This window comes from Pseudomonas sp. LBUM1640 (assembly GCF_059716225.1).
Map to the genome: position 1 here is coordinate 489,557 of NZ_CP166816.1, position 25,880 is coordinate 515,436.

A 25,880-nucleotide genomic window follows, 5' to 3' on the forward strand; every position below is an offset into this window, starting at 1 on the left:
CCGTTTTCTCCAATCGATTAAAAATTCAGGACCAGCGGCGAAAGATCAGCGAGGTGTTGACGCCGCCAAATGCAAAATTGTTGTTCATCACGTAGTCGTTGTGCATCTGGCGAAAGCTACCTTGCAAGTAATCCAGCTCGCCGCATTGCGGGTCGACCGAATCGAGGTTGAAGGTGTGCACATACTGGTCGCGGTTCATCATTTCGATGCTGAACCAGGATTCCAGCGCACCGCACGCGCCCAAGGTGTGGCCGAGGAAACTCTTCTGCGAGCTGATCGGCATGCGGCTGCCGAACAGGCTGCTGGTGGCCAGCGTCTCGGCGATATCGCCTTGATCAGTGGCGGTGCCATGGCCGTTCACGTAGCCGATGGCCGAGGGCTCAAGCCCGGCATCTTCCAGCGCCAGCTCCATCGCGCGGCGCATGGTTTTCTGCTCCGGGCGGGTGGTGTGCTGGCCGTCGGCGTTGCTGCCGAAACCCACCAGCTCGGCGTGGATATGCGCACCGCGCGCCAGCGCGTGTTCGAGTTCTTCGAGCACCAGCATGCCGCCACCTTCGCCGATCACCAGGCCATCGCGGCCGCTGTCATAAGGGCGCGGGCTGGTCTGTGGGGCATCGTTTTTCAGGCTGGTGGCATAGAGCGCATCGAACACCATGGCTTCGGTCGGGCATAGCTCTTCGGCGCCGCCGGCGAGCATCAGCGGCAGGCGACCGAACTTGATCGCCTCATAGGCATAGCCGATGCCCTGGCTACCGCTGGTGCAGGCGCTGGACGTGGGAATCAAACGCCCGGTAAGGCCAAAGAAAATGCTGATATTCGCCGCCGTGGTGTGCGGCATCATGCGCACATAGGAGTTGGCGTTCAGCCCCTCGGCCACCGAGTTCAGCAGCATATTGCCGAACGCCTTGATCTCATCGGTGCTGCCGGTGGACGAGCCACAGGCCACGCCCATGCGCCCGTCCTTGATCGACTCGTCGCCGAGCAAGCCGGCGTCCTGCAACGCCTGCTCCGCCGCCCACACCGCCAGGCGCGAGACGCGGCCCATGCTGCGCAATTGCTTGCGGGTCCAGTGAGCAGGCACGACGAAGTCGTCGATTGGCCCGGCCAGGCGTGTGTTCAGTTCAGTAAAACGGTCCCACTCGTCCATGCGCCGAATGCCGCTGCGGTTGGCGCGAAAGTTGGCGGCGATGGTATCCCAGTCGCTGCCCAAGGAGGTCATGCCGGCCATGCCGGTGACGACGACGCGTTTCATTAGCACAAGCCTCCGTTCACGGCCAACACCTGGCGCGTGATGTAACCGGCCTCGGCCGACATCAGGAAATTCACCGCACCGGCGACTTCTTCCGGGGTGCCCATGCGCTGCGCCGGGATCATCTTCATCAGCTCTTCGACCGGCACGTTTTCATCCAGCATCGCCGTGTCGATCAAGCCGGGCGCCACACAGTTAACAGTGATCTTGCGCTTGCCCAACTCGATGGCGAGCGCCTTGGCCGCGCCGATCAGGCCGGCTTTCGACGCGCTGTAATTGACCTGCCCACGGTTGCCAATCAGCCCCGACACCGAGGTGATGCACACGATACGGCCGGCGGCACGACGACGAATCATCGGCATCATCACCGGGTGCAGCACGTTGTAGAAACCGTCGAGGTTGGTGCGCATCACCACGTCCCAATCGTCTTCGGACAAGGCCGGGAACGCGCCGTCGCGGGTCAGGCCGGCATTGAGCACCACGCCGTAGTAGGCGCCATGCTGCTCCACGTCGGCCTCAAGGATTTGCTTGCAACTGGCGCGATCCGCCACATCAAATTGCAACACCCGCGCCTTGCGGCCCAGCGCCTCGATCTCGACCTGCACCGCGTCCGCTTCTGCGCGGCCACGGAGGCAATGCAACACGATGTCATACCCGGCCTGCGCCAGGCGCAGGGCAATGGCGCGGCCGATGCCACGGCTGGAGCCGGTGACCAGTACGGATTCAGTCATGGCGTTTCGTCCTTCGGTTCATCTAAATAGGTGGCCGCCTGAGGCGGTCGAAATACGTTCAAGCGCGCGCTGGCCTGGATACCGTCGCCGGTGAGGTGGCATTCGAACACACCCATGCCGTTGTCGTCTTCCAGCGAGCGCAGGCCGTGGATGCGCAGCTCGGCGCCTGCCGGGAAGTGTTCCACGTTGCACTCGAACTTGCGTGTGCCCAACAAGAAACCCAATTGCACCGCTTCGCCTTTCTGGCGCGCGCGGCAACCGGCGTAGGCGGCGACGCTTTGCGCCATCAGTTCAATGCCGACCCAGGCCGGCAGGCTGCCGTCCGGGCGGTTGAACAGGCCGCCAGGCTTGACGGTGGCGCGGGTATGAACCTGCTCTTCATCGAACGACAACACCTGGTCGATCAGGATCATGTCGCCCGCGTGGGGCAGCAGTTCGGCGAGTGGCCAATCGATCATGGGGCCTCTGCGATTATCAGGCTGACGTTATTGCCGCCGAAGGCAAACGAGTTGCTCATCAGGCAGCGTTTTTTCAAGGTGTCGCCGGTTTGCGCCCAGTGCAGGGCCGGCAGCGCCGGGTCGGCGTGACCGTCCCACACATGCGGCGGCACCCGGCCGTGGGTCAGGCTCAGCCAGCAGAACGCAGCCTCCAATGCACCGGCTGCGCCGAGGGTGTGGCCGGTCATCGGTTTGGTCGATGAGCAGGCCACGCCTGCGGGAAACAGGCTGGCGACGGCCAGGCTTTCCATGGCGTCATTGTGTTGGGTGGCGGTGCCGTGCAGGTTCAAGTAGCCGACCTGTTCGGGCACCAGTTTCGCACTGGCCAGGGCCTTGCGCATCGCCTGCAGTGCGCCTTTGCCGGTGGGCTCGGGCGCGGAAATATGGTGCGCATCGCAGCTGGCGCCGCTGCCCAATAAGGCAATCGGCGCCCGGTCTTTAGTCATCAGAAACAGCACGGCTGCTTCGCCGATATTGATGCCGTTGCGGTTCAGCGAAAACGGATTGCAGCGCTCGCTGGAGACGGCCTCCAGCGAGGTGAAGCCGTTCAGTGTCAGCTTGCACAGGCTGTCGACGCCGCCGCAGAGCACCGCATCACATACCCCCAGGTCGAGCAGGCGTTGCGCGCTCATCAGTGCGCGAGCGCTGGAGGTGCAGGCGGTGGAAATCACATAGGCCGGGCCGCTCAGTTGCAGCCAGTCGGCGAGAAAATTGGCCGGTGCGCTGAGTTCCTGTTGCTGGTAGTCGTAGTCGCCGGGGAACTGGTGGTCGCGCAGGTAATTGGCGATGCCACGGCTGGCTTCGTCAATGCCCGAGGTGCTGGTGCCCAACACAATGGCGACCCGCGAGGCGCCGTAGGTCTGAATCGCCTGGCGAATCTGGCCTTCAATCTGCAATGCCGCTTCCAGCAGCAACTGGTTGTTGCGGCTGCTTTGCGGGTGCAGTTCAACAGGAAGGGCCACCAACTCGCTGCGCACGCCGCCAACCGGCAACACACGCTCCGGCACCCAACCACTTTCGGCGCGCATGCCGCTGCAGTCGCCGGCAAACAGGCTGCGGCTGACTTCATCTTGCCCGCGCCCCAGGGCGCAGATCACGCCCAGGGCATTCAGGTAGGCCGTCATCGGGCGGCCCCAAGCGGCGTGATGCGGTAGCTCAACGGTTGACCCGTCATGTTCACACTGAACACCTCTGACGACTGATAGACGATTTGCCAATGGCCCGGCAGCGTGCGCGTGAGGTCCATGGCCTGGGCGCTTGGGTAAAGCGCGCGCACGTCATCCGATGATGTCAGGGCAAACAGCAACGCGGCAAACAGCTCGCGCGCCGCAGGGTTGGGCGGCAGCAAGCCATCGGCCTGCCACTGGCCATTGATCAGTTTTTGCCGGGCCTGGGGAATGCCCAGCGGGTCCATCATCGACCAGCGAAGCCCACCGCCTTCACGCTGGATCACCAGCAGCCAGTCCTGGCTCTGGCCGCCTGCCAGGCGCTGCACGTGCAGCTGCATCGGCAAGACCAAGGCTGGGGGTTTCTCGGGCAGCGGCGGCTGGCTGGCGCAGGCGCTCAGCAGCAACAGGCAACCGATCAGCAGCATGCGGATCATGCCGCAGCGCTCACTAAAGGTTTACGTACCACGCAGTTCACCAGGGTCTCTTCACGCTGGCCAACAGGTGGCGGGTTGCGCAGGCCCCAGCGTTCCAACAGGCCAAAATCGCTGGAGCGGCTCCACCACAAATACGGGTACGAGACGTTCTGCGGGCCGAATTCAAAGCCTTGCTCGCGCAGCATCTCCAAATACTCCTCGGCGCTCTTCTGCACGTGCATCGGGTGGCGGAACAGCCAGCGAATCACCCAGGTGTCGATGTAGGCTTCGGTGGATTCAGCAAACAGCAGATAGCCGCCCGGCTTGAGCACGCGGTAGAACTCTTTTAGTGCGCGATGCTGTTCCACCAGGTGATGGAAGGTCTGGTGGCAGAACAGGATGTCGACGCTTTCGTCCGGCACCGCCAGGGTGGCGCAGTCGCTGCCGATCAGCTCAATGGCCAGGCCTTGGCGCGCGGCTTCGGCCTTGCTCAGTTCCAGGCTGTGAGGGTCGGCATCCAGGCCGATCAGGCGCAGCGGTGCGAACACCTGCTGCAAATACTGGAACGACTTGCCCTGGCCGCAACCGGCGTCCAGCAACACCGGCGCCACCGGCAATGGCTCGGTGAACAAGCTGCGCAGGTCGTTGATCGCCACACGCAACACGTGGTGCTGCCACGTGTGGCTGCGCAGGAACCAGAAGCCGAACCTGGTTTCTTCGACGTAGTTATTACTCAGGTATTGACTGCTCATACTGTTTCGCTCGCACAAATCTCCGACAACATCCGCAACCGCCGCTTGGGCTCGCTGACAAACGGGTTGCGCTCATCCCACGCATAACCGGCGAGGATCGAGCTGATCATCCGGCGAATTTCCGGCGAGCTGCCTGGATGGAAAATCACATCCTGGAAGGTGCCGGCGTACCAGCCTTCGACGTAGCAGCGGAAGGTGTCGACGCCGCGCTTCAACGGCTCGGCAAACTCGGTTTGCCAGTCCACCGTTTCGCCCTTGAGTTGGCGATGCAGCACGCCGGCCGCCATGCTCGCCGAACGCATGGCGATGGTCACGCCGGAGGAGAACACCGGGTCGAGGAATTCCGCCGCGTTGCCCAGCAGCGCAAAGCCTGGGCCGTGCAGGGTTGTGACGTTGGCCGAGTAGCCGCCGATAGTGCGCGCGGGCGTGTCCCACACGGCATTTTGCAGCACGCCGGCCAGGCTTGGGGTTTCGTCGATAAAGCCGCGCAGGCAGGCGTCGAGGTCGCTGTCGCGGCCGTCGAAATGCTCCTTGGCCGCGACCACGCCCACCGAACAACGGCCATTGCTGAACGGAATGGTCCAGAACCAGATATCGCGCTGGGTGGGGTGCGTGGTGATGAGGATCTTGGTGCGGTCGAAGCCTGGGTGTTCGATGCGATCTTCAACGTGGGTGAACACCGCCTGGCGCAGCGGGAAATTCGACGGTGCTTCCAGCTCCAGCAGGCGCGGCAGCACGCGGCCGTAGCCGCTGGCGTCGAGCACAAACTTGGCCTTGAGGTGGTACTCGCTGCCGTTCTCGCGACGCACGTGCAAGTAACGGCTTTCGCCTGCGAAGTCCACGCCGACGATGGTTTCGCCGTAGCGAATGTCCACGCCCTGCAAGGCCGCCTGGTCAGCCAGCAATTTGTCGAACTCACCGCGCTGCACCTGGAAGGTGGTGGGTTTGCCGTTGCTGAACGTGTCACTAAAATCAAACGCGCTGTAGCGCTCGCCCCAGGCAAATGCAGCACCGGTTTTTACCTGGAAACCTGCCGCCTGCACGGCGTCGAGCATGCCGGCTTCTTCGATAAAATCGATGCAGTGCGACAGCAGGCTTTCGCCAATCGAGAACCGTGGGAAATGCTGGCGCTCGATAATCAATACATCATGCCCGTTGCGCTTTAACAGCGCGGCGGCGATAGCACCGGATGGCCCGGCACCGATCACCACCACCTGGCGACGTTCCATTTCAACTGTGGGCACGAGGGCTCCTTGCCGCTATGGCGATAATCACATTCATGAGGCGTGCTTCTGATGGCCAGCCCAAGGCGCCAGCATAAAGCTGAACGCCAGGCCAAGGCTGACCGACAGGCCGAAATTGCTCACGGCCGGTGTACTCGACACCGCCAGCAGGCCAAACGACAACCACGTCGTCAGCGCCGCCAACAGCGTACCTAAAAGGCTCACGGCAGGGCCGCCGATTTGCTCGCGCATCAAGATCGCGTAGTCGACGCTGATGGCCGTGACCAGCAGCAGGCCGAACAGGCTGAACAGGGTCAGCGGCTGACCCAGCCAACCCAGGCTGGCCAAGCTGCACAGCGCGGCGAGCAAGGGCAGGGCGACGATGCGCAAGGCCCCGCCAAAGCCGAACGGCAGGATCAGCAACAGCACAATCAGCACGCACGACATCAATTTCAATTCAGCGGCGCTGATCTGCGTGTCGGCGAATACCCGGTTCAAATCGCCCAGGCGATCGACCAATTGCACACCCGGCAAGTCCAGCGCCTGCACCCGCAGCAGCGCCGGGTTGTTCAAGCCCTGCAGGCTGACCATCGCCGCCACGCCGCCGTCCACTGGGCCGAGCCACAGTGTGCGCCAAGGTTCGGCGAGCGGGCCGACCAGCGCGGCGTCAATGTCTTCGGTGGGCAGTGCTTGCAACTGCGCGACTTCGGCCTGCAGGGCGCTGGCGGGCACGCCGAGGTCCAGCAGTGGCTGCCAGTGCTGTGGGAGCTTGTTCAACGCATCACGCAGTTGTTGCTGCTCGGCGGGCAGGTTGACCAATTGATTGAGCGCCAGGTAGCCCTGCAACTTGTCCATATTCACCAGTTGGTCCAGGCGTTGGCCCAAGGCCGCCTGGCGTTCCAGCAACTGCTGCTGGTTGTCCGCGCGCACCAGGAAGAACTGGCTGGTGGGCTGGAACCCGGTGATGCGCGCCACGGCCTGGGCTTCCTGGAGCAATTGCGGCGGGGCACCGATCCATTGGCGGATATCATTTTTGCTGTTCAAGTGCCACAGGCCGCCGGCGCAGAACAGCAGCACCAACGCCAGCAGCGCCGGGCTTGGTACGCGTTTGATCAAGGCCGCGCGTAACAGCCACAGGCCTTCGGCGATGCGCAGCGGCCATTGCGCCGGGCGCAGCTCCACGCCGTTGAGCAGCGCGGGCAGCAGGCACACCGCCGACAGATAGGCGCCGACTAAGCCTGCGGCGGAGAACACCGCGATTTGCGTCAGCGCCGGGAACGGCGTCCAGGCCAGCGCCAGGTAGCCGATGCAACTGGTCGCCAGGCTCAGGCTCAGCCCCGGCAGCGTCAGGCGCAACGCCGGCCAGCTGCGCCACGGCTGCAGGCTCCAGCTTTTCGACAGGTAGTGCAGTGGGTAATCCACCGCCACGCCGATCAGGCTGGAACCCAGCACCAAGGTCATCACATGCATATGGCCGAACAGCGCCACGCAGGCCACCGCGCCAAACAACATGCCCACCAGCACCGGCACAAAGGCCAGCAGCACGCGCCAGCGGCGAAAGGCGAGCAACAGCAATAACAGGATGCCAAGGGTGGCGCCGCCGCCGACCCAGGTGATTTCCCGGGTGGCCTGCTGCTGCCCATTGGCCGCGTAAAGCAAGCCGCTGGCCGCAAGCAATTGCGCGCCTTGCTCGCCAGCGTGGGCGCGGCTGGCCTGGAGCAGATCCGCCACTTGCAGCGGCAGTTTCATATCAAAAGCATTGCCGGTGGTGCGCGCACGCAACAGCACCCAGCTCTTGGCGTCGGCATCGGCGATCAACGCGCCGCTGCCGATATCCAGCTGCACCGCGCCGTGCTGCGGCTGGCTGTTCTGGATGCGCCCGGTGAGGCCCAGCCAGTCGTCCTGGCTCGGCACCAGGCTGAACCCGGTGAACGGGTCGAACAGCGCTTGCACGCGCTGCTGGATGAAGGCGTCGGGTTGCTCAATGAGTTGCTCGCGGTCTTTGGCCGAGAGCATCGCCAGGCGCCCGCGCAGCAATTGCTCGCGCAGTGCCGGCAAGTCGGCTTGCAGGTTCCACTGCACCTTTTCAAACAAGCCGCTGGCCTGCCAGCGTTCGCCCAATTGCTGTGCGACGGCCACGGCTTTTTGCCGGTCGGCATGCCCCACCAACACCAGCATTTCGCGGTTCAGCGGCTCCTGCATGCGCTGTTCGGCTTTTAGCTCCAGTGCATCCGGCGTGCTGCCCGGCACCAGCTCCATCAGGTTGGCCGACAGCGGCGCGCCATGGCGCCACTGCCAACCGGCCAGGGCCAGCACGGCCACCAGCAGGATCAGGAACAGGCGCGGTAACAGGCGCTCACTGGGCAAAGTCGTGTTGCTCCGCGTCGCTCAACGGTTGGCTGGCCGTGCTGTCCTGCATGCGCAGCACGGTGCTGTCGCCTTGGGTTTCGAGCAGTTGGATGGTTTGGACCAACTCGCCGCCGTCGATATTAATCTGGGTGAAGACCTGCTTGAGCAGCAGTGAGCGTGGGATCAGTGTCAGCTTCCATTGCTGGGCTTCGCCTTGCAGTTGCAGGTCGAAGTCGCGCTGCAGGCCGCTGCTGTCGCCTTGGAGTACGGCGAGGAACAGACGGTTCTGCTCGGCCCCGGCGCTCTTGTTTGGCAGCAGCTGCCAGCCGTTGGCATCGCGGCGGGCGATGCCTTGGGCGCTGATGCGGTAGTCCTGTTGCAACGGCGTTTTGAGCAGCCACAGCAGGCCGTGGTCTTTGGCGAGCACGAAGGTGCCTTTGCTGACCAAGGGCTGCGGCAGGGCACGCAGGTGTTTTTCCTGGGTGAAGTTGCCGTGGATCACCGAGGGCTTGGCCAACTGATCGCTGAGTTGTTGCAGATCAAAAGCATGGGCGAAACCTGGAATGCTTAATAACAGAGTCAACGCGATCCCTGTGGGAGCGGGCTTGCTCGCGAAGGACGTTAACGATGACGCGGACCGTCTGATACTACACGGGACCCTCAAGACCTTCGCGAGCAAGCCCGCTCCCACATTGGATCTCATTTCAAAGCCCTTTCTACGGCGTCGGTGAATATTTTGGGGGAGGCCAGTTGCATCTCGCGGCTGGCGATTTCCACCGCCACTTGCACGGTGCTGGCGCGGGTCAGGCGCTCGCCGCTGGCGAGGTCGGTGATCAGGTAATTCACCTTCAAACGGTTCTCCCACTCCACCAAACTGGCGCGCACATTGATGGTCTGGCCAAAGGTGGCGCCGCGCACATAGCGTAGCTGCATGTCGATCACCGGCCAGGCGTAGCCGCATTCGAGCATCGCTGTGTAGTTGTGGCCGAGCGTGTCCAGCAGCGCGCAGCGCGCCACTTCCAGGTATTTCACGTAATGCCCGTGCCACACCACGTTCATGGTGTCGATGTCGAAAAACGGCACGAGGATTTCAGTGTCGCAATGCAACACGCCCTGGCTACGCATGCAGCCTCCAGTGTTGCTCGGCGATACGCTTGAGGCAAAGGCGCAGTTCGCCTTCCAGCGCACGGTCTTCGATGACCGGCGGGAAGTCCTTGGCCAGTTCTGCATGCATGGCCGCCAAGGCTGGTGGCAGGGCGCGTGCATCCTCAGCCTGGGCGCGCAGCCACACACCTTGGTTGGCCGCGAGCAGGGTGGCGGCGGCGACTTGCTCGGTCAGCTCCAGCACGCGGATCGCATCGCGGGCGGCGATGGTGCCCATGCTCACTTTGTCCTGGTTGTGGCACTCGGTGGAGCGCGAGAATACGCTGGCCGGCATGGTGTTTTTCAACGCTTCGGCGGTCCAGGCGCTGGTGCCGATCTGCACGGCCTTGAAGCCGTGGTTGATCATCGCGCGGTCGGCCGGCGCGCCAGACAGGTTGCTTGGCAGGCCATGGTTATAACGCACGTCCACCAGCAGCGCGAGCTGGCGGTCGAGCAGGTCGGCGACGTTGGCCACCAAGGTCTTGAGGCTGTCCATGGCGAAGGCGATGTGCCCGCCGTAGAAGTGCCCGCCGTGCAGCACGCGTTCTTCTTCGGCGTCGATGATCGGGTTGTCGTTGGCGCTGTTCAGTTCGATTTCGATAAACGAACGCAGCCAGTTCAGGCTGTCAGCCAGCACGCCGAGCACGTGGGGCGCGCAGCGCAGTGAGTAGCGATCCTGCAGGCGGTGCAGCGGCGCGGTCGGCGCATCGATCGCCAGGTCTTTGCGCAGCCACGCGGCGACTTGCATCTGCCCAGGGTGCGGCTTGGCGGCGAACAGGCGCTCGTCGAAGTGTTCCGGGTTGCCTTGCAGCGCCACCACGTTCAGCGCGGTGATGCGCGTGGCCAGTTGCAGCAGGTAGTCGGCGCGGGCGAAGGCCAGGCACGCCAGGCCGGTCATCACGGCGGTGCCGTTCATCAACGCCAGGGCTTCTTTGGGGCGCAGCACCAGCGGCTCCCAGCCCAGTTCGCGGTGCACGTCAGCCGCCTGGCGACGCTCGCCACCGAACATCACTTCGCGCTCGCCGGACAAGGTCGCGGCCACGTAAGACAGCGGTGTCAAATCACCGCTGGCGCCCACCGAGCCTTCTTCCGGAATCAGCGGCAGCACATCGTGTTCGAGAAACGCATGCAGTCGCTCGAGCAATTCCACACGCACCCCGGAAACGCCGTGGCACAGCGACTGCAAACGCGCCGCCAGCACGGCGCGGGTGGCTTGTGCGTCGAGCAACTTGCCCAGGCCGCAGCCGTGGAAGGTGTACAGGTGACGCGGCAACGCCTCGACGTGCTGCAACGGTACCGCCACCACGCACGAGTCGCCGTAGCCGGTGGTTACGCCGTAGATCACGCCTTCCTTGTCCAGCAGCGAGTCGAGGAACTGCGCGCCCTTGGCAATGCGCTGGCGATACGCCGCGTCGCCCTGCAACTGCGTGGGCGCCTGGCGGTTGGCCAAGGCCAGCACGTCTTCAATGCGCAAAGCGCGTTCGCCAAAGGTTACTGGCTCAAGATGCGTCGTCATCGGTCTTCCAGAAAGGGTAAAAGTTGAACCATTGTTGGGGCGCTTCCAGGCAGAACTGGCCCAGGCGTGCGGCGTACCGCGCGGTCCACAGGGCAATCACCTGCTCGCGGGTGCTGCGCTTCCATTCGATCAATTGCGCGAACGGCTCGATGGTCAGGCGGTAGCGGCCATCGTGCTTCAGGCACATCAGCAGGTTCACCGGGCATTTGAGCAGCCCGGCCAGCAGCCACGGGCCTTGCGGGAACGCCGCGTCATGGCCGAGGAAATCCACGCGCACTTTACGCCCGCCGTGCAGCGGCACGCGGTCGCCGGCAATCGCCAGCCATTCGCCGTCGTCGAGGCGCTGGCTGAGCAGCAACATGGTCGCCGGGTCCAGTTCGCTGACCTGAATCAGGCGCAAATGCGTGGCCCCGGCTTCGCCCAGCAGGCGGTTGAATTGTTCGGCGTGCTTGGTGTGCACCAGTACGTTCATGGTGACCTGCTCACCGATCTCGGCCAGTGCGCGGCACACTTCAAGGTTGCCCAAGTGCGCGCCGACCAGCATTTGCCCGCGCTCACCGCGCAGTTGCCCGCGCAATTGCGCCGGGTCATTGATTTGGATCTGCTCCAGGCGCAGCTTGCCGTTCCACACGTCGAGCTTGTCGAGCAAGGAGTCGGCAAAGGCCATGAACTGGCCAAAGACTTTTCTGTGGGTGGGCCGCAGCTCATTGCGCCCGCTCCAGGCAGCCAGGCGTTGCTGGTATTCCCAAGCGCTGTGGCGCGCCGTGCGGCCAAACAGGAAGAAGTACAACACGATGCCGTACAGCAGCGGGCTCAGCAGGCGACGGCCGAGGACCTTGGCGGCGATGGCGGTGAGCTTCATCAGCCAGAAGCTGCCGCGCTCTTCGCGGTCGGCCCAATGCTTGGTGCTGTCGCTCATGCCTGCCACCGTCGCCACAGGATCATCGGCGCGCGTACCAACATGCCGAAAAACAGCCGGGTGTGCATGGCCGAGATGCGCACGTTGTCGCGAAATAGGCGGAAGTGCGACAAGCCATCGGCGGGGTAATGCACCTTTGTCGGCAGCCAGCGCATCGGCTGGTTGCGCCAGGCCAGGCGCACCAGGATGTCGGAGTCGAAATCCATGCGCGTGCCGATGTAGGCCGAGTCCATCAATGCCAGCGTGGGTGCCAGCGGGTACACGCGAAAGCCGCACATCGAGTCGCGAATCTGCAGCGACAGGGTGTTGATCCACACCCACACGTGGGTCAGGTAGCGCGCGTACAAGCGGCCCTTGGGCACGCTGTCGTCGTATTCGGGGTAGCCGCAGATTATCGCGTCGGGGTGCCTGCGTGAGGTATCGAGGAAACTCTCGACTTCACGCAAATCGTGCTGGCCGTCGGCGTCCACTTGCAGGGCATGCGTGAAGCCCAGGCGCGCGGCTTCGCGGAAGCCGGCCATGACCGCGCCGCCCTTGCCTTGGTTGTTGGGCAAGGTCAGCAGCGTGACGTTTTCGAGTGTCGCCAGTTGCGCCAATACCGCCGCGCACGCCGGGCTGCTGCCGTCGTCGACCAACAGGCACGGCAAGCCGCTGTTCAACAGGCTGTGGACCACGGCGGGTACGGCGGCTTCATGGTTGTAGACCGGGATCAGGGCGCAGGGGTTATGCATGGCCGCAATCCTGAAGTTGAGCGCAAACCCTGTGGCGAGGGAGCTTGCTCCCGCTGGGCGGCGAAGCAGCCCCCATACAGGCAACCGGGGTCATCCTGACAAACTTCATTGTTTGGGTTGGGAGCGCTTCGCACTCCAGCGGGAGCAAGCTCCCTCGCCACAAAAGCTTATGCATGCGCGTTAACCAGTTGAATGCGGCCGCTGGAGCAGGCCGCGACGCCGGTGCGGTAGGCGAAGTACAGCTTGCCGCGTTCCTGGTCGAAGCGCAGGTGCAGTTCAACCTGATCGCCGGGGCGCACCAGTTGCTGGAACTTGAGCACTTCCATACCGGCAAAGGTCGCGGGCAGGTCGAGCAGTTGCTGGCCGAGGTTGAAGGCCCATTCCACCTGTACCACGCCTGGCAAAACCGGCGTGACCGGGAAGTGGCCGCTGAAGTAGGCCAGGTCTGGCGGGATGCTCAGTTGCAACGTCCATTCGCCGTTAGCCTCGACTTGCTCCAGCACGTGCGGCGCTTTTGGCCGTGGGGCGAGCAGTAGGGCGGCGACGTCGGCTTGCGGCAGTTTGCCTTGGGCATTCAGCGGCAACTGGTGCAGCAGCCGCCAGCGACGCGGCAGGGCCAGGGCTTCGCAATGTTGGCTCAAATGTTGGCGCAGGGTTTGGGTAACGGTGCGGCGGCCTTGATTGCGCAGGGCATGCAGGCCATCGGCGCTCAGCACCACCAGCGCGCCGAGCGAGGCTCGGTTTTCCTGCACCACGCCCAGACGGGTTTCGGCGACCCAGGCGTGGGCCATCAGCGCCTGCTCCAACATGGGCAGGGAGATGCGTTTTTCTTCCAGCTTGACGATGCGGTCCAGGCGGCCGAGCAGCTCAAAGCGGCCATCGGAATGAATGCGGGCGGCATCGGCGGTCTGTTCGATATGCCCCTCGGGCAGGTAAGGCGAGGCAATGCGCAGGGCGCCGTCGGCATCCTGGCTCAGCTCAACGTCGGCAAACGGCTGCCACGGCTGCGCGCCTTGGCGCCAGGCGATGCCGCCGGTTTCCGAGCTGCCGAGGATTTCCGTCGGCCATTGCTGCAGGCGATCGTAAAGGCTGCCGGCGGCCTCGATAGGCAACGCGCCGCCGGAGGAAAATACCCGCGACACCTGGCTCAGCGCTGGCCAGTCAAGGTTGTCGCCCATGCGCTTGAGCAGGGCCGGGCTGGCGACCCAGGCAAATTGCGCGTGCTCGCGGCTGGCGCGCTGCAGGTCTTCGGGGAAGGCCAGCTGTTTGCGCACAAAGGTGCGACCGGCGCACAGCGGCCACAACACCCGGAACAGCAAGCCGTAGATGTGTTGCGTGGCAACGCTGCCAATGACGCAGGCGTCTTTGAGGTCCGCGCCCCACAGGGCTTCCAGCGCCTGAACTTCGTTGGCCAGCTGGCGCAGCGTCTTGTCGATACGCTTGGGCTCACCGCTGGAGCCGGAGGTGCACAGGCTCAACTGGCAGGCGTCCAGGTCCAGCACGGCGGCGCTTAAGGGCGCCTGATACAGCGTGTCCAGATCAGCGGCTTCAACCAGCCAGGCATCCACGGCAGCGTCCCAGCGCTGGCGAGTCTGCGGTTGCAGGTCGGCCGGCAGCAACACGCTGACCCCGGCACGCCAGGCGCCCAGCAGGGCAATCGCCAGCAGGCCTGCATCTTCCAGGTGCACCGCCAAACGCTGGATGCCGCGCGCCTGCAGGCCCGCCGCCAGGCTCAGGGATTGCGCCCACAGTTGGGCGTGATTCATCGCAGGTTCGGTGGTGACCAAACGGTGTTCCAGCGGCTCAAGCAACAGGTGCTCAAGTTTCAACCCTTTCATACGCGGCCTCGAACCCTTTGTCGTACCAGCCATTCCACGGCAAACAACAACCCCATCAGCCCGTAGGCGATCAGGCCGTTGTACAACGTCCACCAGCTCAGCGGCGCCCACAGGGTGAGGGCGGCGGCGAGCAGGCCATTACACAGAAAAAACACACTCCACACCACGGTGACCTGCCGCGTGTATAGCACCGCGTTGGGCGGTAGCTGCGGGTCGGTCATGCGGGCCAGGCGCTCGACCATCGGCGGGCCGTATTTCAGGCTCAGGCCGAACAGCGCCAGCATGAACGCGCTGACCAGGCTCGGATACCAGCGCAGCAACTGCGGGTTGTCGAACCAGGCCAGGCATAAGCAAAACACGATGACTGCCACGGCCATCCCGCGGCTGCCGGGGCGTCGTGCGCCGGTTAGCGCGCGCAACAGCCACAGGCCGCCCAGCAGCAAGCCGAATTGCCACGGTGCAAAGTGCTCGGTGCCGTAATACACCGCAAAAGGGTACAGCAGCCCCGCCAGCAACAGGCCAAGGCCGATCAGCCGGCTCATGCGGCAGGCGTGACCAGACGGTACACCGCCTCAACCACGTCGTTTACGGTGCGCACGGCCTTGAATTCTTCGGCGGCGATCTTCTTGCCGGTCTGGCGTTTGATGTGGTCGATCAGGTCGACGGCGTCAATGCTGTCGATTTCCAGGTCCTGATACAGGTTGGCCTCAAGGGTGACGCGTTCAGGTTCCAGTTCAAACAGTTCCACCAAGGCGTCGCGCAGGGTGTTGAAAATATCGTCACGAGTTTGCATGGTCCGGTCTCAAGCTGCCTGTCTGGCCGTGACGAACGCCGCAAGGCTGGCCACGTTGGTGAAGTGATTGCGTGTGTCCTTGGCGTCGGCATCGATCTTGATGCCGTACTTTTTCTGGATCGCCAGGCCCAATTCCAGGGCGTCGACCGAATCCAGGCCCAGGCCTTCGCCGAACAGGGTTTGTTCGCTGCCGATGTCGTCGACGCTGATGTCTTCCAGGCCCAGGGCCTCGATAATCAGCGTCTTTATGTCGTGCTCAAGGCGGTGTTGGTCGCTCATCTTCGGCGAGCTCCTTAATGAAATAGTGGTGCAGGTAATCGTTGAGCTTGCGTGAAGCCTGGGGCGCGGGCCCCAGTGCAGCAAAGGCGTGTGGTTCTATATCGGCACCCACGCGCAAACTAAAATGAAATCGACATTTAGGGATGCGATACCAGGGTTCGGCCTTGGTCAAGGTGGTGGGGCTGACCTTGATCACCACTGGGGTGATGATTGTCGCACCGCGCAGTGCAATGGCGGCGCCACCGCGATGAAAGGCGGGTGGTACGCCGGGTGTGGTGCGGGTGCCCTCGGGGAAGATGATCAGGGTCTGGCCTTCGCGCAGGGCACTGGCTGCGGCGTCGAGCATGTCGGCGCTGCCGTCATTGCTGATATAGCCCGCGTCGCGCACCGGCCCACGGGTGAACGGGTTCTGGAACAGGCTCTGCTTGACCACGCAGTTGGTCTGGCGCATCAGGCCGATCAGGAACACCACGTCGATCAGTGACGGGTGGTTGGCAATGATCATCTGGCCGGGGCGGCCGAGTTTTTCGGCGCCTTCGACGCTGTAGGTCAGCACGCCGGCGCGTTGCATCAGGCGGATGAAGAACCAGAACAGTTTGCTGATGGTGTGGCGAGCGCGGCGCTGGTGTTTTTCGGCACTGCCCGGCAGGCAGCTAAGCAACGGGAACACCAGTAAACGCAGGCACAGCCCGCCGACGCCAAACATAAAGAAGCTGGCGGCGGTGGCGAACAGGCGCCAGTAGTAGGCGTCCCTTGGTTTATCGGTCAGGGCTTGCGTTGCCAGTTCCATACACGGTTCTTCCAGGCATGTTGACAGGCGGCCTGTTCAGTGAGCAGGGTGCGCAGCAGGTTCAGGGCATGGGGCCACTGAGTTTGACTGAGTTGGACAGCGCCGCTATTTAGTTCCATTTGCCACTCGTCGCCCGGTGTCAGCAGCAGGCCGACGGCGTAGGGGAAGGGCACGTCATGGATCCAGCCGGCATAGGCCTCGGGCGGTTGTTCTTCAGTGATCACCAGCAATACCGCCGGGGCGCCTTCGTTGAGCAGCGCGGCGGCTTCGAGCATGCCGTGCTCCAGGCCATCGCCGGCGGCGGCGAGCGCTGTCATTTCGCTGGTTTCATTGCGCAGGATCGACCACAGGCCGATCACCGCGTTATGCACCGACAGGCTGAACTGAGTCGGCGACAGCGGCTGCTCATTGGCCAGGTCGGTAAGGATGTCGAGGGTGCGCGGGGTTTCGCCGTGCCGGGAAATAAACACCAGCGGCAGGTTTTCTCGGCCTTCGGCCAGCGGCCAGCCCACGCTGAACGCCATGCGCGCCAGGCGGCTCAGGCGCCGGCGCTGCATGGCCGGCAGGAAGGACACATCAGGGGCGCTTTCGCTGGCGGGCAGCAACACCGGAGCCTGGCACCAGGCGTGCCAGTCGTCCGCACTTTCCAGGCCGGGAGCCCAGGCGCGCCATTGGGCGATGTTGAAAGTGATCACTGAGAAGTTATCCCGCCCCTGCGGGCTTCCATGTGCGGCCGTTGGCCCCGAATACCGGGACAGGAGACACTGGCCGAATGGCGCGCATTATCCCGGTGCTGCGGGGTTCTAGCAAACTTTGGTAAAGAATTGTTCACGGCTGATTACAATTTGGTTGGAAAGATTTACAGATTGTCCTTTACCTGAGATCGATCTGGCTTGTCGGAGTATTCCTTTTCGTTCGTCGGCGACGTATGACAGCCGAACCGCGTTGGCGCGTTGATGCAGCCGCGCATGGATAAACAAGGTAGCTAACAGGCGCTTTTGCCCTCTACACTCGGACATTCATTGATACACGGAGGTTTTTCCATGCGGCGTGTGGTGTTCAATCAAAAAGGCGGTGTTGGCAAGTCCAGCATTGCCTGCAACCTGGCGGCGGTCAGCGCCAGTGAAGGCTATCGAACCCTGTTGGTGGACCTCGATGCACAAGCCAACTCAACCCAGTACCTCACCGGGCTGACCGGCGACGATATCCCGATGGGCATTGCCGAGTTCTTCAAGCAAACCCTGTCTTCCGGGCCGTTTTCCAAGAAAAACCGCGTGGATATCTACGAAACGCCGTTCGACAACCTGCACGTCATCACCGCGACCGCCGAGCTTGCGGACCTGCAGCCCAAGCTTGAGGCCAAGCACAAGATCAACAAGCTGCGAAAGCTGCTGGATGAGTTGAGCGAAGATTACGACCGGATTTATCTGGATACGCCGCCAGCGCTGAACTTCTATGCGGTTTCTGCGTTGATTGCCGCTGATCGCGTGCTGATCCCCTTCGATTGCGACAGCTTCTCGCGCCAGGCGCTGTATGGCCTGCTGGCGGAAATCGAAGAACTGAAGGAAGACCACAACGAAGGCCTGGAAGTGGAAGGCATCGTGGTTAACCAGTTCCAGGCCCGTGCGAGCCTGCCGCAGCAGATGCTCGATGAGTTGATTGCTGAAGGGTTGCCAGTGCTGCCGGTGTACCTGGCCAGCTCCGTGCGCATGCGCGAGTCGCACCAGGAGAACAAGCCGCTGATTCACCTGGACCCTCGGCATAAGCTGACGCAGCAGTTTGTGGAGCTGCATAACTTGCTGGAAAACAGCTGACCTGACGGCAACACAAATTTCCATGTGGGAGCGGGCTTGCTCGCGAAGGCGGTGGTTCAGTTTGCTGATAAGGCGACTGACACACCGCCTTCGCGAGCAAGCCCGCTCCCACATTTGTTTTTGCATTCCTGCAGGGGATTTGGATTTGTCCCACAGAGGCTGTAGGAAGGGTCTGGCAAGCGGGGTTGCGCCTTGTCTCGCTGCCTACAGATAAGCCAGAATCGCCCGGCTTGTGCGTCTGGATGGGCGTCTTTAAGGTTCTTCGGTCACTGAATGTTCAGTGATCGGGTTTAGTAGCCCGAAGAGCAGCGTAAAGTGCACGAGCTTCATCTAGCAGACTTTTGTCTGTGTTTGATGGTGGCTGTGCGTAGGGCATCTTCGGGTGCGCCGGCTTTGCGTTGTTCCCCGGTCTACTAACCTGCGCACAGCTGCCACCCTCGTTTAGTAGCGAGGTGAGGGCGGCTCACTCCGGGAATAACGATGAAAACCAGCAACCTTTACAGCATTACCCCCGACCTCCCTACCGAAACCCTCGTGCTCAACAGCTACGAAACCTTCTCTTCCGTTCGCACGCTATTACTCAAGCTATCCAACGACCTCACCGGCGAACACCGCGACGTAGCCCTGGCTATCCATCAATTAAGCGAACTCGGCGTACAACTCGTAGGCCAGATGATGGATCGCGAAACCCCCGTACCCCAAGCTTAAACCCAGTCAGTGTGGGAGCTGGCTTGCCTGCGATGCAGACAACTCGGTCTGTCAGGCAAACCGAGGTGATGCCATCGCAGGCAAGCCAGCTCCCACATTTGACCGAGTTGATATTGGGTTTGGGTTATACACCCTGGCTACGCAACCAACTCATCAACTGCGGCAACGGAAACGCCCCACTTTGGCGCGCCACTTCGCGGCCGTTCTTGAACAGAATCAAACTGGGAATCGAACGAATCCCCAACTGCGCCGACAGCTGCTGATTAGCCTCGCTGTCCAGCTTGGCCAGCCGGCACTTACCTTCAAGCTGCCCCGCCGCCTGCTCAAACACCGGCGCAAACGACTTGCACGGCCCGCACCACTCGGCCCACACATCCACCAGCAACGGCAGGTCGCCCTTGATCTGGCTGGCGTAGTCGCCCTGCTTCAGCTCAAAAGGCTTATTCAGCAACACCGGCTGCTTGCAACGCCCGCATTTAGGCGCATCGCCCAGGCGTTCGCCGGGGATGCGGTTGAGGCCGTTGCAATGAGGGCAAGGGATGACAAGAGGTTCGGACATGGTGGGTTCCTTGGGTATGGCCAATGGACTGTATTTGGAGTCAGGCCCAGGCTTTATCAAGGCGTGGAGCAAGTGACTCATTCGCTCACAGTTTGCCTAGGCTGATGTGAGATAGCGTATCTAGGCTGTTGGAGCTTGTTCTGTTTTGCGCCATCTGTCTGTTTGCGGCTATAGCAAATTGCGATAGTCCGAAATCGGGTTTAACCTTCATAGCAAGATGCGATAAGGATGTTGCATGCGAGTGATCAGCGAGAAAAGGATCTGGGAAGCAAAGGAAAAGTGGCCACGCTCAGCAACGGCGTTGGACCAGTGGTATCGGGTAATGAAGCGCAATGACCCCAAAGACTTCGCGGCGATGAAAACCATGTTTCCTGCCACGGATAAAGTTGGGCCGTTTCACGTATTCGATATTGGTGGCAACAAGCTGAGGCTGATTGCTGGCGTGGAGTATCGGGCGCAGCGCGTTTACATCAAGTACCTGCTTGATCACCGCGATTATGAGAAAGACAAATGGAAGGAAAAAATCAGATGAGCGCGCTTATGCGAGTCGCGGCCGAACACTGGCAATTTGTTTCGCCAGTGATGCGCAAGCCAGAAAACGAAGCGGACTACGACGCGCTGGTTTGTGGTTTGGACGAATTACTGAACCTGGTCGGCGAAAACGAAGACAGTCCGCTGATGAGCCTCGTGGACATCCTCAGTGACTGGATCGAAGCCTACGATCATGAGCACCGCCCAATGCCCGTCGCCAGTGGCGTCGATGTGCTGCGCTACATGATGCGTGAACATAATCTCACCCAAAGCGACCTGCCGGGCGTTGGCGCCCAATCGGTCGTCTCTGAAATATTGAGCGCAAAGCGCCAGCTCAACGTGCGGCAGATTCGTTGGCTGGCGGAGCGTTTTGGCGTTTCAGTGGAAACCTTTATCTAGCTGCGGTGCCTTTAAACACATAAACGCAGGTGTCATCCACCCGCCCGGCCTTATCGAGCCGCGCATTGGAAAGCACCGCCTCGCACGTAAACCCGCAGCGTTCTGCCACCTTGATACTGCGGGTGTTCCGTCGGGCCGTGGTGAGTTCGATTCTGTTGGCGTTGAAGAACTCCACAGCGATGTCGCGCACCAAGGCGCATGCTTCGGTGGCGTAGCCTTTGCCCAGGCTGGCGCTACCGACCCAATAGCCTATTTCCAGGTAAGGGATGCGCAGGTCGTGAATGAACAGGCTGATGCAGCCGACCAGTGCGTCGGAGTTGTTCTCGATAATCAGGAATTTGTATTCGCTCTTGTCGGCGTTGAAGTTATCCACAGCCGTTTGCATAGTGGCGCGGGCATCTTCCAGGCGCGGGCGGCCATTTGCCCAAACCAGAAAGTCGGTATGAGGTTGGCTGAAGTCTATGAGCAGGCTATGCATGTCCGACACTCTATCGAGTGTCGGCGCGGTGAGGTGCAGGCGGCTACTGCGTAACAGCCTGGCCGGGATGTCAGAAAGCTTCATGGTGCGTCTCCTTACGACGAACAACTAATCTCCAAATGCTTCCCCCAATCCGGCGGCCGTTGGGCGTACTGCTCCATCCCCGCCTGCTCTTCAAACGGCTTGCTCAGCACTTCATGCAGCCGCCGTACTTCGCTGTAATCACCTGACTCGGCGGCGGCGATGGCGTTCTGCGCCAAGTAGTTGCGCAGGATGTACAGCGGGTTTACCGCGTGCATGCGCTCGCGGCGTTGTGCTTCGCTGTAGTCGCCGTCGCGCGCAACGCGGGCTTTGTACTGCTCGGCCCAGGCATCAAACCCGGCAAGGTCGACAAAGTCATCGCGCAGCCGCGCCACGGCCAGCGCTGCGGGCTCATCGCCCAGGCGGCGGAAGAACAGCGTGTAATCGACGCCGCTGTTCTGCATCAGCTTGAGCAATTGCTCCACCAGCTTCTGGTCATCGTCTTCGGCAGTGGTCAGCCCCAACCGGCGGCGCATCAGGTCCAGGTAATGCGCCTGATACAGCGGCAGGTACAGCCCGAGCGCTTCCTTTAGGGCGTCAACGCTGATAAACGGCGTGAGCGCCTGGGCCAGCGCACTGAGGTTCCACTGGCCAATCGGCACTTGATTGCTGAAGGAGTAGCGCCCTTCATGGTCGGAGTGGTTGCAGATGAAGTGCGCGTCAAAGTCGTCGAGAAACGCAAACGGGCCGAAGTCGAAGGTGATGCCCAGGATCGACATGTTGTCGGTGTTCATCACGCCGTGGCAGAAGCCATAGGCCTGCCATTTGGCGATCATCTCGGCATTGCGCTCGACGATTTCGCGGAACATCGCCAGGTACGGCTCAGGCTGTTCCATGCACTCGGGGTAGTGCAATGACAGCACGTGCTCAGCTAATACTTTCTGCTGCTCGGGCTTCTTGGTGTAGTAGAAATATTCGAAATGCCCGAAGCGGACATGGCTGTGCGCCAGGCGCAACACCATCGCGCCACGTTCCTGTTTCTCACGCCACACCGGCGTGTCGGAGCCGATCACGCACAAGGCGCGGCTGCTGGGGATGCCCAAGGCGTGCAGGGCTTCAGAGGCCAAAAACTCACGGATCGAAGAGCGCAGCACCGCGCGGCCATCGCCCATGCGCGAGTAAGGCGTGAGCCCGGCGCCTTTGAGGTGCAGGTCCCAATGCTCGCCGGCCTCGTTGTACACCTCACCCAGCAGCAACCCACGGCCGTCGCCCAGTTGCGGGGAGTAGCCACCGAACTGGTGCCCGGAATAGACCATCGCCCGTGGTTCCGCTTCGGCCCACAGTTTGTGCCCGCTGAAAAGCTCGGCGAATACTGGCGTTTCGGCCACCGCCGGGTCGAGGTCGAGCAAGGCCATGGCGGCATTGCTCGCGACCACAAGGCGCGGTTTGTCGAGGGGGTCAGGCAATACGTGGGTTGAGAACGCGTCGCCCAGGCGTGCGAAGCGGTTGTCGAAGGTCAGTTCGTCGAGGGCTTTCACCGGCCATCTCCAGCAGAATGTCCGAGCATTCTGCTGGGGATAGACGCGTTAGTCGAGTTTGCTCGGCGGCGGCTCTTTTACGCCGCCGTCATTGGCGGGTTTGGCCGGGGTGTCGACTTCCATCAGCTTGTATTCCTGGCCGTGGAGGTTCTTGAGGTAGACCTCCATCTGGCGGAACGAGATGTTGATGTGGTGGTTCTTGAACTCGCGGTTGATAAAGCGGTTCACCTCGTCGATCACCGGGTTGCGGTCACCGAGGTCGCGCACGTGCATGCGCAATTCGTGGTCGAGGGTGCTTTCGCCGAAGTTGAGGAAGTACACGTGGGGTTCCGGCTCTTTCAACACGCGAGGGTTTTCTCGCGCGGCCTTCAGTAGCAAATCCTTCACCAGGTCCAGGTCGGAGCCGTAGTCCACACCCAGTTTCAGGGTGACGCGGGTGATGGTGTCGGTCAGCGACCAGTTGATCAGTTGCCCGGTAATAAACGTCTTGTTCGGGACAATGATGTCCTTGCGGTCGAAGTCGGTGATGGTGGTGGCGCGGATGCGGATCTTGCTGACCGTGCCCGACAGGTTGCCGATGGTGATGGTGTCGCCGATGCGTACCGGGCGCTCGAACAGGATCATGATGCCGGAGATAAAGTTGGCGAAGATCTCCTGCAATCCGAAGCCCAACCCTACCGTCAACCCTGCCGCCAGCCATTGCAATTTGTCCCAGCTCACGCCGAGCGTGGACAAGGCCGAGACGAAGCCGATACCGGCAATCACATACGACAGCAAGGTTGTCGTGGCATATGCGCTGCCTTGGGCCAGATCCAGCTTGGATAACACCAGTACTTCGAGCAAACCGGGCAAGTTGCGCGCCAGGGCAACGGTTATGCCGACGATGATCGACGCTCCCAGCAAGTCGCCGATACTGATCGGCACCATGCTGATATTGGCGCCGGTGCCGCTGGAGTATTCGTAAAGGGTGATGTTGTCCAGGTAGGAGAACACGGTGATCAGGTCTTTCCACACCCAATACAGCGCGGCGATAAAGCCGCCGAGCAAGGCCAGGCGGATCAGGCGCATCGACTGTTCGTTGACCTGTTCGATGTCCAGGGTCGGCTCTTCGATCACCGCTTCGCCATCCCCGGCTTCCTTGGCCGCCTGGCGTTTGGCCAGGGCGCGCGAGTAGGCCAGGCGCCGTGCGGCAACGCCCAGGCCGCGCACGAAGGTGGCTTCGATCACCAGCCAGAACATCAGCAGGTACAGGGTGTTGATCAAGCGGTCGCTGAGTTTGAGCGCGGTGTAGTAATAGCCAAAGCACACCGCCAGGAACAAGGCGACGGGCAGGGCGGTGAACACCAGGCCCACGGCTTTACGAAACAGTGAGGCTTTCTCGTGGGTTGGGCTGTGCAGCAGCAGGCGGCCCAGCAGCCAGGCCATCAGCGCGTAGCAGGTCAGCACCACGCCGATGCCCAGCACGTCGTCGGCCAGCGCCTCGGGCTGGTGCTCGGCGATGGCCACTACGGCCACCAATGCCAGCACTACCAGGCCGAGTTTGCGCACCCAGCCTTGCAGGAATTCAACCTGGGGTTTCTCCCAGCGAAAGTGCAGCTCCGCCACGCCGCCCGGCGCCAGGATGCGGTAGGCGGTGTAGAACACCAGCCACGCTTGGGCGATCTGCAGCAGTGCATCGCCAAGGTTGGCGTTCTGCCCGCGGGCGTCGATCTGCAGCGCATAGCCGCACAGCGCCAGGCCCAGGGACACCGGCATCGCCAGCAGAATGTTGATCAGGATGGCCTGCGGTGTGTGCCACTGGCTGTCGCGCTTGAAGTGGCCGATGTCCAGGTGGACCTTGTTCAGCCGCTGGTACAGCGCCTTGCGCCGCCACAACAGTGCACCGATCAACAGCAGCAACGGCAGGAACAGCAGCGGGCGCTGGGTCAGGCCGTCGTACAGTTCGCTGACGCTGGAGGCCCACGGCAGGGTGGTGATTTGCTTGCTCAGGTGCGCCGGTACGGTTTCCAGCCACTCGGTGTCCAGCGGCTTGTTGCTGGGGATCCAGAACATTTGCTCTTCCAGCGTCGCGCGCAGGGTGGTGGCGGTGCTGAGCAGTTGTTTCTGGTTCAGTTGCAGGGTGATCGATTCGTTCAGCAGTGCGCTCAGCTCACGGCTCAGGCGCTCGAGCAAGTCGCTGCGGGTGATCGCCAGTTCCAGCAAGGTACGGCGCAGTTGCGGCGTCACGTCTTCCGGTGGCTGGTTGGCCAGCAAGTTATCCACATAGGCACTGGGCGAGTTGATCAGCTCACGTTGCTGGTTGATCTCGAATTGGTAAAGGCGAATGTTGGCGATATCGTCTGCCAGGTCACGGTCGACCGTGAGACGCGGCAGCGCTTGTTTCTGCTTGTAGAGGATCTTGGAGAGCAGCAGGCTGCCCTTGAGCACGTTGATTTGCTCGTCCAGGGCGGAGTCGCTTTGAGTCACCGCGTCCAGTTGCTGCTTGGTCTTCAGGTTGGTCTGGGTCAGCTCGTTGAGGCGGTCGGTGCTTTTGAGCAGGTAGTCGGACAGTTTGAGGTTAGCCGCGCTTTCCGAGGCCAGCACGCTGCTGCCCCCGGCCTTTTGTGCTTCGATGGATTGTTGCGTTACGGTCTGCTGGGACTGGGCCAGGCGTTTCTGGTTGATCAGGGTTTGCAGGTCCTGGATTTCCTGCTCCAGGCGGCTGGTTTTCTCGGTTGCCAGGTCGCGCTGGCTATTGCCCAGGTCTTGCAGTTGGCTGTTGCCGGCCAGTTCCTGGCGGCGCAATGGAATCAGGGCGTTGAGGGCGGCCAGTTCGGCATTCAGTTGGTTGCGCTGGTCGCCGGTGAGGGTCTTGCCGTTGTCTTTGCCCGCCTTGAGGATCGAATTGATCTGCTGGATGCGGGTCTGGCTGTTGCTGATTTCAGTCTGGGCGCGTTCGGGGCGGGTCTGGGCGGCGACGGACATGCTGTTGGCGTCAGCCATGGTTTTTTGCAGATCGCCTTGCTGGGTGGTGCGTTGTACCAGCAATTGCTCAAGCTGCGGCACCGGCAGAGTGGCATAGCGTTGCGCCACCGGGATGATGTTGGTGGCCTTGAGCCGCACCAATTCACGCTGGTTGTCGGTGGTCTGGCGCGGGGCGTCTTCCAACTGACGCTTGAGGTCGACGAGGCGCTGCTCGTAATCCTGCTTGTTGCCCAGGTAGGTCAGGGTCTGTTGCAGGATAGTCTGCAGCGCCTTCATGTCGGCGTCGGGCAGCTTGCGGTCGGGCAGCTTGTCCAGGGTTTGCTGGATGGCATCGGCGCTGGGCGGATCGGCGGCGTAAACGCTGCCGACACAAAGGGTCAGGCTCAGCAGGGCAGTGGCTAAAAAGGTGCGCAGAGTTGTCATGAATACCGGTCGAGCAAGGTAAAGAAGGTGGGGGCGTGGCGCCGTAGCCCCGC

Annotated in this window: 27 protein-coding genes; 4 read left to right on the forward strand and 23 right to left on the reverse strand. The window is 62.2% G+C overall.

Translation table 11 applies throughout. The features are described from left to right. Positions 1 to 25: 25 nt before the first annotated feature. From ACA065_RS02120 to ACA065_RS02210, 19 genes are all read right to left on the reverse strand, one after another. On the reverse strand, positions 26 to 1,252 hold the full coding sequence (locus ACA065_RS02120; protein ID WP_497693109.1) for a beta-ketoacyl-ACP synthase: 1,227 nt from the start codon (positions 1,250 to 1,252) through the stop codon (positions 26 to 28). Further along, positions 1,252 to 1,980: a 3-oxoacyl-ACP reductase FabG gene (fabG, locus tag ACA065_RS02125; protein ID WP_497693110.1), complete on the reverse strand. Its 729-nt coding sequence runs from the start codon at positions 1,978 to 1,980 to the stop codon at positions 1,252 to 1,254. The genes ACA065_RS02120 and fabG overlap by 1 nt, the downstream gene beginning before the upstream one ends. Beyond that, positions 1,977 to 2,438, reverse strand: coding sequence for a hotdog family protein (locus ACA065_RS02130; RefSeq protein WP_497693111.1), 462 nt, complete (start codon positions 2,436 to 2,438; stop codon positions 1,977 to 1,979). Before ACA065_RS02130 ends, fabG begins: the two co-directional genes overlap by 4 nt. Then, entirely contained in the window at positions 2,435 to 3,601 is a 1,167-nt protein-coding gene (locus ACA065_RS02135; protein ID WP_497693112.1) for a beta-ketoacyl-[acyl-carrier-protein] synthase family protein, read from the reverse strand. The genes ACA065_RS02130 and ACA065_RS02135 overlap by 4 nt, the downstream gene beginning before the upstream one ends. Beyond that, the gene (locus ACA065_RS02140; protein ID WP_497693113.1) at positions 3,598 to 4,080 is read right to left on the reverse strand and encodes a hypothetical protein; all 483 of its coding nucleotides are present in this window, start codon (positions 4,078 to 4,080) and stop codon (positions 3,598 to 3,600) included. The genes ACA065_RS02135 and ACA065_RS02140 overlap by 4 nt, the downstream gene beginning before the upstream one ends. Beyond that, positions 4,077 to 4,811, reverse strand: coding sequence for a class I SAM-dependent methyltransferase (locus tag ACA065_RS02145; RefSeq protein WP_497693114.1), 735 nt, complete (start codon positions 4,809 to 4,811; stop codon positions 4,077 to 4,079). Before ACA065_RS02145 ends, ACA065_RS02140 begins: the two co-directional genes overlap by 4 nt. Next, the gene (locus ACA065_RS02150; protein ID WP_497693115.1) at positions 4,808 to 6,055 is read right to left on the reverse strand and encodes an NAD(P)/FAD-dependent oxidoreductase; all 1,248 of its coding nucleotides are present in this window, start codon (positions 6,053 to 6,055) and stop codon (positions 4,808 to 4,810) included. Before ACA065_RS02150 ends, ACA065_RS02145 begins: the two co-directional genes overlap by 4 nt. Before the next feature lie 33 nt (positions 6,056 to 6,088). Beyond that, a complete protein-coding gene (locus tag ACA065_RS02155) occupies positions 6,089 to 8,401 on the reverse strand; it encodes an MMPL family transporter (protein ID WP_497693116.1) in 2,313 nt (770 codons plus the stop codon). After that, a complete protein-coding gene (locus tag ACA065_RS02160; protein ID WP_497693117.1) occupies positions 8,391 to 9,086 on the reverse strand; it encodes an outer membrane lipoprotein carrier protein LolA in 696 nt (231 codons plus the stop codon). Before ACA065_RS02160 ends, ACA065_RS02155 begins: the two co-directional genes overlap by 11 nt. Further along, positions 9,083 to 9,508 carry an acyl-CoA thioesterase gene (locus ACA065_RS02165; RefSeq protein ID WP_497693118.1) on the reverse strand — a complete coding sequence of 142 codons (426 nt, stop codon included), beginning with the start codon at positions 9,506 to 9,508 and terminating at the stop codon, positions 9,083 to 9,085. Before ACA065_RS02165 ends, ACA065_RS02160 begins: the two co-directional genes overlap by 4 nt. Beyond that, on the reverse strand, positions 9,501 to 11,042 hold the full coding sequence (locus ACA065_RS02170; RefSeq protein ID WP_497693119.1) for an HAL/PAL/TAL family ammonia-lyase: 1,542 nt from the start codon (positions 11,040 to 11,042) through the stop codon (positions 9,501 to 9,503). Before ACA065_RS02170 ends, ACA065_RS02165 begins: the two co-directional genes overlap by 8 nt. Beyond that, positions 11,026 to 11,961, reverse strand: coding sequence for a lysophospholipid acyltransferase family protein (locus ACA065_RS02175; protein ID WP_497693120.1), 936 nt, complete (start codon positions 11,959 to 11,961; stop codon positions 11,026 to 11,028). The genes ACA065_RS02170 and ACA065_RS02175 overlap by 17 nt, the downstream gene beginning before the upstream one ends. Then, positions 11,958 to 12,692, reverse strand: a complete 735-nt coding sequence (locus ACA065_RS02180; RefSeq protein ID WP_497693121.1) for a glycosyltransferase family 2 protein — start codon at positions 12,690 to 12,692, stop codon at positions 11,958 to 11,960. The genes ACA065_RS02175 and ACA065_RS02180 overlap by 4 nt, the downstream gene beginning before the upstream one ends. A gap of 167 nt (positions 12,693 to 12,859) precedes the next feature. Next, positions 12,860 to 14,530: an ApeI family dehydratase gene (locus tag ACA065_RS02185; protein ID WP_497693122.1), complete on the reverse strand. Its 1,671-nt coding sequence runs from the start codon at positions 14,528 to 14,530 to the stop codon at positions 12,860 to 12,862. Beyond that, complete coding sequence (locus tag ACA065_RS02190; RefSeq protein WP_497693123.1) at positions 14,527 to 15,072, reverse strand: COG4648 family protein; 546 nt, start codon at positions 15,070 to 15,072, stop codon at positions 14,527 to 14,529. The genes ACA065_RS02185 and ACA065_RS02190 overlap by 4 nt, the downstream gene beginning before the upstream one ends. Next, a complete protein-coding gene (locus ACA065_RS02195) occupies positions 15,069 to 15,323 on the reverse strand; it encodes an acyl carrier protein (RefSeq protein ID WP_497693124.1) in 255 nt (84 codons plus the stop codon). Before ACA065_RS02195 ends, ACA065_RS02190 begins: the two co-directional genes overlap by 4 nt. 9 nt (positions 15,324 to 15,332) lie before the next feature. Further along, positions 15,333 to 15,602: a phosphopantetheine-binding protein gene (locus ACA065_RS02200; protein ID WP_014716603.1), complete on the reverse strand. Its 270-nt coding sequence runs from the start codon at positions 15,600 to 15,602 to the stop codon at positions 15,333 to 15,335. Further along, positions 15,580 to 16,392 (reverse strand): lysophospholipid acyltransferase family protein, encoded by an 813-nt coding sequence (locus ACA065_RS02205; protein ID WP_497693125.1) that lies wholly within the window; start codon positions 16,390 to 16,392, stop codon positions 15,580 to 15,582. The genes ACA065_RS02200 and ACA065_RS02205 overlap by 23 nt, the downstream gene beginning before the upstream one ends. Beyond that, on the reverse strand, positions 16,368 to 17,087 hold the full coding sequence (locus tag ACA065_RS02210; RefSeq protein WP_497693126.1) for a beta-ketoacyl synthase chain length factor: 720 nt from the start codon (positions 17,085 to 17,087) through the stop codon (positions 16,368 to 16,370). The genes ACA065_RS02205 and ACA065_RS02210 overlap by 25 nt, the downstream gene beginning before the upstream one ends. Before the next feature lie 348 nt (positions 17,088 to 17,435). Between ACA065_RS02210 and ACA065_RS02215 the strand changes: the two genes are divergently transcribed. After that, positions 17,436 to 18,206 (forward strand): ParA family protein, encoded by a 771-nt coding sequence (locus ACA065_RS02215; RefSeq protein ID WP_122718083.1) that lies wholly within the window; start codon positions 17,436 to 17,438, stop codon positions 18,204 to 18,206. 480 nt (positions 18,207 to 18,686) lie between these two features. Then, entirely contained in the window at positions 18,687 to 18,914 is a 228-nt protein-coding gene (locus ACA065_RS02220; protein ID WP_497693127.1) for a DUF6124 family protein, read from the forward strand. A 124-nt stretch (positions 18,915 to 19,038) separates the two neighbouring features. On the opposite strand, the gene trxC is transcribed toward ACA065_RS02220, so the two are convergent. After that, positions 19,039 to 19,473, reverse strand: coding sequence for a thioredoxin TrxC (gene trxC, locus ACA065_RS02225; protein ID WP_017138537.1), 435 nt, complete (start codon positions 19,471 to 19,473; stop codon positions 19,039 to 19,041). Between the two features lie 235 nt (positions 19,474 to 19,708). Here trxC and ACA065_RS02230 point away from each other — a divergent pair, with 235 nt between their 5' ends. After that, positions 19,709 to 20,005, forward strand: a complete 297-nt coding sequence (locus ACA065_RS02230; RefSeq protein ID WP_497693128.1) for a type II toxin-antitoxin system HigB family toxin — start codon at positions 19,709 to 19,711, stop codon at positions 20,003 to 20,005. Further along, positions 20,002 to 20,403 carry a helix-turn-helix domain-containing protein gene (locus tag ACA065_RS02235; RefSeq protein WP_497693129.1) on the forward strand — a complete coding sequence of 134 codons (402 nt, stop codon included), beginning with the start codon at positions 20,002 to 20,004 and terminating at the stop codon, positions 20,401 to 20,403. The genes ACA065_RS02230 and ACA065_RS02235 overlap by 4 nt, the downstream gene beginning before the upstream one ends. Here ACA065_RS02235 and ACA065_RS02240 read toward each other — a convergent pair. The 3 genes from ACA065_RS02240 to mscK are packed head-to-tail and all read right to left on the reverse strand — an operon-like array spanning position 20,396 to position 25,827. After that, on the reverse strand, positions 20,396 to 20,965 hold the full coding sequence (locus tag ACA065_RS02240) for a GNAT family N-acetyltransferase (RefSeq protein WP_497693130.1): 570 nt from the start codon (positions 20,963 to 20,965) through the stop codon (positions 20,396 to 20,398). The genes ACA065_RS02235 and ACA065_RS02240 overlap by 8 nt on opposite strands. An 11-nt stretch (positions 20,966 to 20,976) precedes the next feature. Beyond that, positions 20,977 to 22,440: a protein adenylyltransferase SelO gene (gene selO, locus ACA065_RS02245; protein WP_497693131.1), complete on the reverse strand. Its 1,464-nt coding sequence runs from the start codon at positions 22,438 to 22,440 to the stop codon at positions 20,977 to 20,979. 48 nt (positions 22,441 to 22,488) lie between these two features. Beyond that, the gene (gene mscK / locus ACA065_RS02250) at positions 22,489 to 25,827 is read right to left on the reverse strand and encodes a mechanosensitive channel MscK (RefSeq protein WP_497693132.1); all 3,339 of its coding nucleotides are present in this window, start codon (positions 25,825 to 25,827) and stop codon (positions 22,489 to 22,491) included. Between the last annotated feature and the right edge of the window lie 53 nt (positions 25,828 to 25,880).

Coding starts and splice junctions, on each gene's coding strand:
- ACA065_RS02120 (WP_497693109.1), bottom strand. CDS start 1,252: ATGAAACGCGTCGTCGTCACCGGCATGGCCGGCATGACCTCCTTGGGC.
- fabG (WP_497693110.1), bottom strand. CDS start 1,980: ATGACTGAATCCGTACTGGTCACCGGCTCCAGCCGTGGCATCGGCCGC.
- ACA065_RS02130 (WP_497693111.1), bottom strand. CDS start 2,438: ATGATCGATTGGCCACTCGCCGAACTGCTGCCCCACGCGGGCGACATG.
- ACA065_RS02135 (WP_497693112.1), bottom strand. CDS start 3,601: ATGACGGCCTACCTGAATGCCCTGGGCGTGATCTGCGCCCTGGGGCGC.
- ACA065_RS02140 (WP_497693113.1), bottom strand. CDS start 4,080: ATGATCCGCATGCTGCTGATCGGTTGCCTGTTGCTGCTGAGCGCCTGC.
- ACA065_RS02145 (WP_497693114.1), bottom strand. CDS start 4,811: ATGAGCAGTCAATACCTGAGTAATAACTACGTCGAAGAAACCAGGTTC.
- ACA065_RS02160 (WP_497693117.1), bottom strand. CDS start 9,086: ATGAGATCCAATGTGGGAGCGGGCTTGCTCGCGAAGGTCTTGAGGGTC.
- ACA065_RS02165 (WP_497693118.1), bottom strand. CDS start 9,508: ATGCGTAGCCAGGGCGTGTTGCATTGCGACACTGAAATCCTCGTGCCG.
- ACA065_RS02170 (WP_497693119.1), bottom strand. CDS start 11,042: ATGACGACGCATCTTGAGCCAGTAACCTTTGGCGAACGCGCTTTGCGC.
- ACA065_RS02175 (WP_497693120.1), bottom strand. CDS start 11,961: ATGAGCGACAGCACCAAGCATTGGGCCGACCGCGAAGAGCGCGGCAGC.
- ACA065_RS02180 (WP_497693121.1), bottom strand. CDS start 12,692: ATGCATAACCCCTGCGCCCTGATCCCGGTCTACAACCATGAAGCCGCC.
- ACA065_RS02185 (WP_497693122.1), bottom strand. CDS start 14,530: ATGAAAGGGTTGAAACTTGAGCACCTGTTGCTTGAGCCGCTGGAACAC.
- ACA065_RS02190 (WP_497693123.1), bottom strand. CDS start 15,072: ATGAGCCGGCTGATCGGCCTTGGCCTGTTGCTGGCGGGGCTGCTGTAC.
- ACA065_RS02195 (WP_497693124.1), bottom strand. CDS start 15,323: ATGCAAACTCGTGACGATATTTTCAACACCCTGCGCGACGCCTTGGTG.
- ACA065_RS02200 (WP_014716603.1), bottom strand. CDS start 15,602: ATGAGCGACCAACACCGCCTTGAGCACGACATAAAGACGCTGATTATC.
- ACA065_RS02205 (WP_497693125.1), bottom strand. CDS start 16,392: ATGGAACTGGCAACGCAAGCCCTGACCGATAAACCAAGGGACGCCTAC.
- ACA065_RS02215 (WP_122718083.1), top strand. CDS start 17,436: ATGCGGCGTGTGGTGTTCAATCAAAAAGGCGGTGTTGGCAAGTCCAGC.
- ACA065_RS02220 (WP_497693127.1), top strand. CDS start 18,687: ATGAAAACCAGCAACCTTTACAGCATTACCCCCGACCTCCCTACCGAA.
- trxC (WP_017138537.1), bottom strand. CDS start 19,473: ATGTCCGAACCTCTTGTCATCCCTTGCCCTCATTGCAACGGCCTCAAC.
- ACA065_RS02230 (WP_497693128.1), top strand. CDS start 19,709: ATGCGAGTGATCAGCGAGAAAAGGATCTGGGAAGCAAAGGAAAAGTGG.
- ACA065_RS02235 (WP_497693129.1), top strand. CDS start 20,002: ATGAGCGCGCTTATGCGAGTCGCGGCCGAACACTGGCAATTTGTTTCG.
- ACA065_RS02240 (WP_497693130.1), bottom strand. CDS start 20,965: ATGAAGCTTTCTGACATCCCGGCCAGGCTGTTACGCAGTAGCCGCCTG.
- mscK (WP_497693132.1), bottom strand. CDS start 25,827: ATGACAACTCTGCGCACCTTTTTAGCCACTGCCCTGCTGAGCCTGACC.